5 protein-coding genes are annotated in these 10,127 nt (G+C 41.6%); all 5 read right to left on the minus strand.

Going from position 1 to position 10,127, the window contains the following annotated elements:
• Window positions 1–1,451 (minus strand): GMC family oxidoreductase (locus Q0192_RS06185; protein ID WP_299287697.1); only part of this gene is annotated, 1,451 nt, incomplete at its 3' end.
• A 352-nt stretch (window positions 1,452–1,803) separates the two neighbouring features.
• Window positions 1,804–4,092 carry a GH92 family glycosyl hydrolase gene (locus tag Q0192_RS06190; protein WP_299287700.1) on the minus strand — a complete coding sequence of 763 codons (2,289 nt, stop codon included), beginning with the start codon at window positions 4,090–4,092 and terminating at the stop codon, window positions 1,804–1,806.
• 15 nt (window positions 4,093–4,107) lie between these two features.
• On the minus strand, window positions 4,108–4,782 hold the full coding sequence (locus Q0192_RS06195; RefSeq protein WP_299287703.1) for a basic secretory protein-like protein: 675 nt from the start codon (window positions 4,780–4,782) through the stop codon (window positions 4,108–4,110).
• A 338-nt stretch (window positions 4,783–5,120) separates the two neighbouring features.
• Window positions 5,121–6,764 (minus strand): RagB/SusD family nutrient uptake outer membrane protein, encoded by a 1,644-nt coding sequence (locus Q0192_RS06200; protein WP_299287706.1) that lies wholly within the window; start codon window positions 6,762–6,764, stop codon window positions 5,121–5,123.
• Between the two features lie 10 nt (window positions 6,765–6,774).
• Complete coding sequence (locus Q0192_RS06205; RefSeq protein WP_299287708.1) at window positions 6,775–9,792, minus strand: SusC/RagA family TonB-linked outer membrane protein; 3,018 nt, start codon at window positions 9,790–9,792, stop codon at window positions 6,775–6,777.
• Window positions 9,793–10,127 lie beyond the last annotated feature (335 nt).

Raw genomic sequence — 10,127 nt, forward strand, 5'->3', positions numbered from 1 at the left:
ATGATAGACTGAAAGGTTTCCTGCATGTGTTTTGCCTGTTTAATTTCAGCATCCGTCCATTTATAATGAAACCTTAAAACAGGGATACCATATTTGTCCACTACGTTAGGGTCTATTTCGCAATAGTTGTCTTCTCTTGCGATAGCGGTACCGCGGCCTGCCATGCCAACTTGTGTGCCATAAAAACGGCGGTAATCATCTTTTAAAGAAACACCAAAGCCGCCCGCTTCTTTCTTTTTGCCATCGCGCCCCGGCACCAGTCCGTTAAAACCTTGGATGCCACCCGAAAAACCATAAGAAGGCATATGCAGGCCGCCGCCATACTCGATATGGTAACCGCGCGGAAAATCCAGTTTTTTATTGTCCAACCACCAAGGCGTATAAATATGCACGCTGCCTACGCCGTCTTCGTTGTAGCGTTTGCGGTCCATCAACTGCGGTAAAAAACCGCCCAAACTTGCGCCTGTAGAATCATGAATGTATTTACCAACAATGCCGCTGCTGTTTGCCAGGCCGCCGGGGTGATTGGCCGAGACGGAGTTAAGCAGCAAACGCGCTGTTTCTCCGGCACTGGCACCCAAAATCACAATTTTGGCATTCACCTGGTATTCCTGCAAATCTTTCCTGTCCACATAAGAAACGCCGGTGGCCTGGCCATCATGGCCGGTCAAAACTTCGCGCACCATGGCATTGGTAATTACCTTTAAATTACCGGTTTTTACGGCTGGGATAACCAAACAAGAGGAAGAAGAAAAATCTGCATAAACCTTGCAGCTACGGCCGCATTGCCCGCAATAGAAGCACGAACCGCGGTCTTTGTTGTTGGGCAAAGCCTCTGTCAAAACCGAACCTCTGCCCGTAATTACTTTTACGCCGGCTTTGGTTGCGCCTTGTTTGATAAACAATTCGTTAAGGCGTGGTTTTGGCGGAGGCAAAAAGATGCCATCCGGTTCGTTTTCCAGTCCTTCCACGGTACCGTATACGCCAATTAGCCGGTCAACTTTATCATAAAAGGGTTTTACATCGGCATAACTAATCGGCCAATCATCGGTCAAACCATCTAAATGATGGCTTTTAAAATCGTTTGGGCCCATCCGCAACGAGATACGGCCCCAATGGTTGGTGCGGCCGCCCAGCATCCTTGCCCGAAACCAATTGAATTCTGTTTTATCTTTAGTGGTATAAGGTTCGCCATCCAGTTCCCAGCCGCCGTAAGCTGCGTCAAAATCGCCGAAAGGGCGCGTGGTGGCGGCCCCTCTTCTTGGTGATTCGTACGGGAATTTCAATTGCTGCGAATCTTTGGCCGGGTCAAAATACGCGCCGGCCTCCAGCATCAATACTTTTAAGCCTGCATGTGCCAAAACATAACCGGCCATACCGCCGCCGGCGCCCGAGCCAACAATTACAGCATCATAAGTGGTACCTGATTTTTTGATTTGAAAATCACTCATAAAAACAAAATAGAAATTGGTTAATAGTCGTTGTCAGCAATCAGCTATCAAAAACACAGCAACAGGGTTAATTTTTACCTGGTAAAAGAAGCATCGTGTTCTTTTTAAAAAGTAATTTTTAATGTATTGGTTTAATGGTTTTGATTGCTAAAGATAGTTTATATTTTTATTACAGCCTTTATCCGAAAGCAATTTATAATGCTTCTTTTATGCCTATAAATTTTGTGCCTGAAGCGCACTGATTTTTATGCGATAAAAGAAGCATCTAAAAATGTTCTCAATAAAGTTCATCCGGCTTTTGATAATAACTCCATTTTCCCGGCATTAAGTATCTTTAGCCTTTCCGAAGTGATTATTTTTCGGTTGATAACGAATACGGAAAATCTGCCGGGTTTGAACCTCTTTGCTTGTTTGGTACAGATGACATACTGAAGTTTAATACCGCGCCTTTTTGCAAGCTGCTATGGCTGATCCAGTTTTTTGAATACGGCTTTCCGTCCATTTGCAACGATTGCACGTAGCGGTTTTCGGCACTGTTGGCAGGAGCGTTGATTACCACAGTTTTTCCGCTTTCTAAATTTAAAGTTATCTTTTTAAACAATGGCGCGCCCAAAACATACTGGTCTGTTGCAGGCGTTACCGGATAAAAACCCATCGCCGAAAACACGTACCAGGCAGAGGTTTGGCCGTTGTCCTCATCGCCACAATAACCATCAGGAGTAGCCCTGTACATCCTGTTCATGGTTTCACGTGCCCAATATTGTGTTTTATAAGGCGCACCGCCAAAATTGTACAAGTAGATCATGTGCTGGATGGGCTGGTTGCCATGTGCATATTGGCCCATATCTGCAATTTGCATTTCGCGGATTTCATGGATCACGCCACCATAAGCACTGTCATCAAAAACAGGTGGCATAGAAAAAACAGAATCCAGTTTGGTTACAAATTTTTCATGGCCGCCCATCAGCTTTGCCAAGCCATCCACGTCCTGAAAAACGGACCAGGTGTAATGCCAACTGTTCCCTTCTGTAAACGCGCCGCCCCATCTAAACGGGTTGAAAGGGCTTTGAAACGTTCCGTCGGCATTTTTACCACGCATTAAACCGGATGAAGGATCGAAAAGGTTTTTGTAGTTCATTGCCCTTTTTTTGTAAATGGCTATCTCAGAAGTTGGTTTGCCCAAAGCACGGCCCAATTGGTAAATGGTAAAGTCATCGTAAGCATACTCTAAAGTTTTGGCAGCATTCTCACTGATTTTTACATCATAAGGCACATAGCCCAGCTCGTTGTAATATTTAACCCCGTTCCGGCCAACAGCATCAATCGGCCCTTGGTTGTCGGCATCGTGTTTTAAAGCTTCCCAAAGGATATTGATATCATAACCGCGACCTCCTTTGATATAAGCATCAGAAACCACAGAAGCCGAATTGTTGCCCACCATAATATTCGCATAGCCCGGGCTGCTCCATTCGGGCAGCCAGCCGCCTTCTTTATAATCGTTGATCAAACCTTGCTGCATCTCTTTGTTGATGGAAGGGTAAACCAGGTTGAGAAAAGGATAAAGCGCACGGAAAGTATCCCAAAAACCGGTACCGGCAAACATATATCCTGGCAAAATTTCTCCGTTGTACGGGCTCCAATGCACAATTTTGTTACTGGCATTAACCTCATACATTTTGTTTGGGAAGAATAACGTGCGGTACACGCAAGAGTAAAAAGTATGCACCTGGTCTACCGTTCCGCCTTCTACCGAAATCCTGCTTAAAGTTTTGTTCCACACCGCTTTTGCTTTTGCCTTGGTTGCGTCAAAAGAATCGTTGCCCAGTTCTCTTTTTAGGTTGAGGTCTGCCTGCTCAAAGCTGATAAAAGACGATGCTGTTTTTAGCCCTACTTTTTCGCCTTTAGTAGTTTTGAAACCAATAACGGCACCGGTACGGTCGCTTTGCAGTTCCAAATCCTGGTTGTTTAGTTGATTGCCCGACCAGATTTTTGCCAAACTAAAATCTTTATCAAAATAAATAACAAAGTAGTTTTTAAAGTTTTTGGGAATCGGCCCGCGGGCGTATTTGGTGGTATAACCAATCACTTTTCTTTCTTTTGGCATGATCTTGATATAGGAACCTTTGTCCAAAGCATCAATAACCACAAAAGAACTGTCGGATTTAGGGAACGTGAAGCGGAACTGTGCGGCCCTTTCTGTCGGTGTAATTTCGGTGGTTACATCCGGATCTGCTAAAAAAACGCTGTAATAATAGGGTTTGGATACTTCTGCTTTGTGGCTAAACCAACTCGCCCTGTCATCGTCGGTAAATTTCAGCTTTCCGTTGCCGGGCATAATAGCAAAAGCGCCGTAATCGTTCATCCAGGGCGATGGTTGGTGGGTTTGTTTAAACCCGCGGATTTTGTCGGCATCATAAGTATAAGCCCAGCCATCGCCCATTCTGCCGGTTTGCGGCGTCCAGGTATTCATTCCCCAAGGCAATGCGATAGCCGGATAAGTATTTCCGTTAGACAAGCTTGGTTTTGAAGCAGAACCCATCAACGGGTTGATCCATTCAACCGGATCAGTAACCTGGGTTACCATTTGCGCAGAAGCTGTTGCCGCGCCAAGGCTTAATAGTGCAATAAGTAGTTTCTTCATTGATGTTAGTGATGTTTATGCTATTGCCGGGTTTTTTAGGTACTCGGCCCAAAGTTCGTCTAAATTTTTTCCAGTCAGCGTTTTCCAGATATCATCTGTATAAGTATGGTCGCGCAGGCTTTTATCTACAGCTTTGATGATGCCCGGTTTTACTTTGGCTTGCATCCAGGCAAAAAACCTGGCTGTAATGCGGTAGCTGTTTTTATAGCTTTGGGTTGGTTTTACATCCGGCAAAGTCCATTTGGCACCGGCATTGTCCACGCCAAATTGATAACGGGCATAATCGGCAATGCCTTCTGTTAGCCATCCCGGGCCAACGCTTTCGCCATAATCTTGTACGATGTGCATCACTTCATGTGTAACCACATCCACGTCTTGCGGATGTTTGCTCATATATGCGGGACTAAAAACAACCCTGCCGTTTGAAGTTGCGGCAACACCTTTATAAGCAGTATCTACAAAAAACGTAACCTGTTTTGAAGTTTCCGGGTTGTATTCTTTGGCGAGTTTTGGGTAAACGATAAAAAAAGTTTCGACCAGCCGTTTCTTCAAAGCAGGGTCGAACGCGGCATAATTACTTTCAAAAGTAAGTGTATAACCATTTTTACGGGTAACATCCTGCGCTTTCAACTGCTGAAATGGAAGCAGGGCAAACAAGAACAAAGTACTTAAAAGAGTAGTTTTTTTCATTTCAGAAGCTGTTTTAAAGCCCTCATAATATCTGGAAGCTACTACTGGTATTACTTTGTACCGACAGCTTTTTCAAATATTAACAATCAATTAGGTTGATAAACCAGTTAACGGGGCTAAGATAGGTTTTTGAGGTTTAATTTAAAGTTACATCCTAAATATTATAATGCTTCTTTTAGCACTAAAAAATTGGTGAGGTGTACCTTAAAAAGCTTTGATGATTTTTAGGTAGTAAAACAAGTATGGCAACAACTGATAAATTTAATGACTTTTTGTTTCTTTTAATTTTGCTTAAAACAAGATAAGATGCCTTTTTAAAGCATCTTATCTTGTTTATGTTAATTATACCCGGGGTTTTGTTTCAGGTTTGAGTTTAAGTCGCGTTGTTGCTGAGGTATCGGGTAAAGTGCCCTTGTTGGGGATGTAGGCGTATGGTCCCACCAAGTTCCGGTAGCAAATTTTCCAAAGCGGATCAAATCATCTCTTCTAAAGCCTTCAAAAATAAATTCCCTTCCGCGTTCGGCCAACAGTTCATCCATAGTAAGTGTTGCCGAAGTGTAAGCTCTTGTAACAAAATCCTGCTCGGTGAAAGCGCGTTTTTTACAATCGTTTATTAATTTAACGGCATCAGCAGTAGCCACACCTCCATTTTTGCGCATGATTGCCTCAGCTTTGGCAAAATAAATCCAGGTTAAGCGGTAGATGTCCCAATCGGTGTTATCATAGTTTGGGTCAATAGCAGGTACGCCGCCAGGGCCTGGGATTTGGTTCCCAAGTTTATATTTATTAAAACGGACACCGCTGTTTTCCTCTCCTTCGCTCATTGTTGAAACGGTAGAACCTACTTTGTTTTTTTGGATGTTATCTACAAATACCAATTGTGATCCATTATACTCTTCAGATGCTAAAACAGGTGTTTTTCCGTCTGCAAATTTAACCATAGGGCCGATTAGCAACCAATTTGATCTTCGTAAATCTGCTGCATCATAAGTAGAATAAACACCAGGGATGACAACAATACCATCGTTCCCGTTCCGGCCGCCACCATAAATTTCCTGTTGTTTAAAGTGGTAGAACTCTCCCGGCCATCCCGGTTCAAAATTCGCGACACTGTAATTGTAAGCAATAGAAAATATAACCTCTTTTGATAAGTCGTTGGTAGTTTTAAACTGATCTGTGATATTTGGGTCAAGTGCCAATGCTCCATTAGCACCACCGCCAACATTATTAATTAATTGATCTGCGGCTGAAATACAGTCATCCCAGCGTGCTGTACCCGTCCAAGCTTCTGCATTTAAATAAAGGTCTACCAGCATAGCATAACCGCCCGCTTGAGACATACGCCCAATCTGTGTTCTTGACAATTTAGGTGCTGCTGCTATGTTTGACTTGATTTCGCTTTCAATAAATTTGAAAACATCGGCCCTTGATTGAGTTTCGGGTTTGGCCGGAATACCAATTTGGGTTACTACCGGGATGTTTCCAAAGAGGTCCATTAATTTAAGATAAGTAAAAGCCCTTAACAACTTTAACTCTGCAATGTAAGAATCCTTTTCAGCTTGCGTTATTCCCATTTTTGCAATATCCCTTTTACTGATCTGTTCTATAGGGTCGGTACACAAGCCCATTCCCCAATACATAAGCGACCAGGCAGCATTTAAACCGTCTTCATCAGTTGTCCAGGTATGGTAATGAAACCTTTTCCATTTACCGCCATCTTCGCCATGCCTGCCTTTGGTTGGCCAGGCTAATTGATCGCCTGACATTTCCGCAGCCCTCCACCAGCCATCCTGGCCAGAAGGGGTAACCCAGGCATTGGCATGGGTATAAGGCCTTAATACAGCCGATAAAACCTCTGTTTTGTTGTTGTAAAAATTATCTGCCAGTAATTGATCGTAAGCATGTTCCTGAAGCTGCTTTTTACAAGCAGCGGTACAAAATATTACAGTAAGCGATAAGTATAAAATTAATTTATTTTTCATTTCTTTTATGTTAAAATCCAACGTTTAATCCTACTAAAAATGATCTAGTACTTGGGTAAGCACTTCTATTGTCTACACCAGGACCTAAACCAGTATCCTGAATAAAATCAGGGTCGCTTCCGGTATAGCCTGTTATAGTTGCTAAATTCTGTCCGGTTACATATAAACGAACGCCATGAACTAATTTCGTTTTAAACTTAAAATTGTAGCCTAATGTAACCTCATCCAATTTTACATAAGTGCCTTTTTCAATGTAATAATCAGAATATTGGTAAGTATCGTTAATCTGTCTGTATTTAGTAAATGTGCTTTCAAGCAAGTTTCCGCTCCAGGTTCTATTTGCGTAAGAAAGCGCTGTCGTATTTAAAATATCATAATCAAATTTGCCTCTTAAAAATATTCTCAAATCAAAATTTTTGTACACAAATGTATTTGTCCAGGAAGCATAATATTTGGGTATGGCATTACCTATACGGGCTAAGTCTGTTACATTTCGATCTTTGGAGTTATTAATTTTATCGTTTGTAACTTTGTCTCCATTTCTGTTATAAAACAACCATTTACCATCGGGTGTAAACCCAGCAAAGCGTTTGCCCCAAAATTCGCCAAGCGCACCACCCTGATAAGTAGTAATTGCATCCCCTAATGCCCCGGCACCTCCTATCCCCCCAAATGTTTTGTAAAGTACTTTGTATTGATCGTTGGAGTAAGAATCTAATGTATTTCTAAGCGTACTGGCCGTAAAATCCATATCCCAGCGAAAATTATGCTGTTTTATTGCTGCATAGCTTAACCCAAGCTCGATACCTTTTGAAGAAATAGTACCAACATTAGCATATATACTTGACTGTATAAATGGTGGTTGAGGAGAGGTATAAGTGTCTAACAAATCTTTTGTAGTGCGTTTAAACAAATCCAATGATCCTGTTAACCGGTTTTTTATAAAACCATAATCCAAACCAATATTTATCTCTCTTTTTGTTTCCCATTTTAAATTAGGGTTAGGGTTTCTGTTAGGCCCGTAAGTTTGATTGTAAGAACCATCCGGAAACAAGTAGATGCCACCGCCACCAAGGGTTACCCGAGATGCATTATTGGCAAAACCGCTATTACCTGTAATACCGTAACCAACCCGCAATTTTAAATAATTAACAAAAGATAGATTTTTCATAAAATCCTCTTCTGTAATGTTCCAGCCTGCGGAAACTGCCGGGAAGTAGCCGAATTTGTTATTATCGCCAAACCTGGAAGAACCTTCCCTTCTTAATATAAACTGAGCAAGGTACTTGCCATTGTAAGAATAATTTACCCTTCCGAAAAGCGCAATAAGGGTATTGTCGTTTTTATTACTGTTAAGGCTCGCTTTTCCAAGTGCATTTGCAGAACCTTGGGCAAGGTTATCTTCGTGAAATAAATCATTGATAAACCCACGGTTAGAGGCATTAAAGCCTTCCTCTATGTGATAACGGTAACTGTAACCAGCAATCGCAGTTATATTATGACTGTTGGCAATGGTTGTTTTATAGGATAGAGTTGGTTCAAATGCAAAATCCTGGCCTAAAAAAGTACCTCTGTAAGCATATCCGCCACCTGGAAAACTGGTGTTTTCAAGTGAGTTTTCGCTTGCTTTTAAGCGGTACTGTCCGTCCACATAACTATCTCTAACCACAGAGCCAAACGCCGTAGCCGTTAAGCCTTTTACAAGCGTTAAATCTACCTTTACATCGGCTGAACTGGTTTGTTGTTTACGGTAACTGGTTTCTTGAAACAAACGCGCATATTGATTAGTGCTGGTTAGATCAAAGCGATAGCTCCCATCCGGATTAAAGTTAGATAAAGTAGGGTTTTTTGTTAACTCATCTTCCCAGCCGCCTCCGCCTAACAAGTTGGCATTATTAAAATTTGTAGCCAAATCAACCTGCATTTTTAAACGGTCATTTAAACCAGTTTGATTAACGCTAAATCTTAATGTGTACTCTTTTCTTTCGTTTGCTTTAGCAATACCTTGTAAATCACGGTAATTTAAACTTGCCCTATAGCTTGTTTTATCCGTGCCTCCTGATATAGCTAGGTTATGGTTTTGCGAAAGGTTATCATGGTTTATTAACTGATCTAAGAAATTAGTTGAGCTGCCAAAATCTTTTTGTTTAATATCACCTGAAGCAATCCGTTGCCGAAACTCATCCGGCGTAAGAAAATCCAGAAATTTTTGATAGTATTCTTTTCTTGCATAAGATGAATAATTAAACTGGGGCGGGCCAGGTTTACCTTTTTTTGTAGTGATTAAGATTACCCCGGCGTTGGCGCTTGTTCCATAAATTGCTGCACCAGACCCATCTTTTAATACATCAATTGATGCAATATCGTCCTGCTGCAAAAGGTCCAAATTGCCTCCGGGAATACCGTCAATTACTATTAACGGGCTTGCACTGCCTGTTACGGTTACTGCACCACGCAATTGTATAGAAACACCACCATTTGGGTTAGAGCCACCGCCAGTCCTGGTTATATTAAGACCCGGAACCTTACCCTGAATGAGGTCAAGCGGATTGCGTGAGCCACTTTGTCTGAAATCCTCCGGCTTTACTGTAGATGTCGCCGAAGTTAATTCTGGTTTGGTTTGAGTTCCGTAGCCTACTACAACTACCTCGGTCAAATTTGTATTAGACGAAACAAGTTTGATGGTCAAATTGCTTTGCGCACCTGCTTTTCGGGTTTGTGTAACAAAACCAATGAAAGAAAAGCTGATCGTATCGTCCGCTCCTGCTTCAATGCTGAAATGCCCGTTCACATCTGTCGCAACAGATGCTCCTGTGGTTATGTTCCTGACAACAACCCCCGTGATCGGTACGTTCTTGTTATCTACCACAGTTCCGGTCACACTTCTTTGCGCTTGGACCTTCAGGCCTAGCACTTCACTGTTCAAAGTTTTTCCTGCGCTTGCCCATGCAGCATCCTTTGAAAATGCAGGGTTTTGGAGCAAAAAAAGCACAGACAACCCTGAAATTTTAAGTAAATTAATTTTCATAAGCAGTTTTTGTTAAAAGGGTTTAAAAAATGATAATAAACGATTTAGTAACATAATAGAGAAAAATAGCAGTTAATTAAATGTAGTATAAGATTAGGAATGCTTGATTTATAATTAAATATGGGATCAAGGGTGAAAATATGATAGTAACTTCATTAGGATAACACTTCTAAATCTATGGTGTAAAGAAAAAAGGTTTTGTTGCGGTTAATTATCCAAATCCTATCAATTATTAGTTAAAACGTATCATTTTTTTTACAAACAATATTAACCATAAGATACCCGTAGTGCATTTAGGAAAAAGGTTGTGCAACTGCTAAAAAAGCAGTAAATTG

Origin of the sequence: uncultured Mucilaginibacter sp., from assembly GCF_937859865.1 — a bacterium.
Classification (GTDB): domain Bacteria; phylum Bacteroidota; class Bacteroidia; order Sphingobacteriales; family Sphingobacteriaceae; genus Mucilaginibacter_A.

What these genes read in the sequence shown, in the direction of transcription:
- Q0192_RS06190 (WP_299287700.1), bottom strand. Translation starts at nt 4,092, where the DNA reads ATGAAGAAACTACTTATTGCACTATTAAGCCTTGGCGCGGCAACAGCT.
- Q0192_RS06195 (WP_299287703.1), bottom strand. Translation starts at nt 4,782, where the DNA reads ATGAAAAAAACTACTCTTTTAAGTACTTTGTTCTTGTTTGCCCTGCTT.
- Q0192_RS06200 (WP_299287706.1), bottom strand. Translation starts at nt 6,764, where the DNA reads ATGAAAAATAAATTAATTTTATACTTATCGCTTACTGTAATATTTTGT.
- Q0192_RS06205 (WP_299287708.1), bottom strand. Translation starts at nt 9,792, where the DNA reads ATGAAAATTAATTTACTTAAAATTTCAGGGTTGTCTGTGCTTTTTTTG.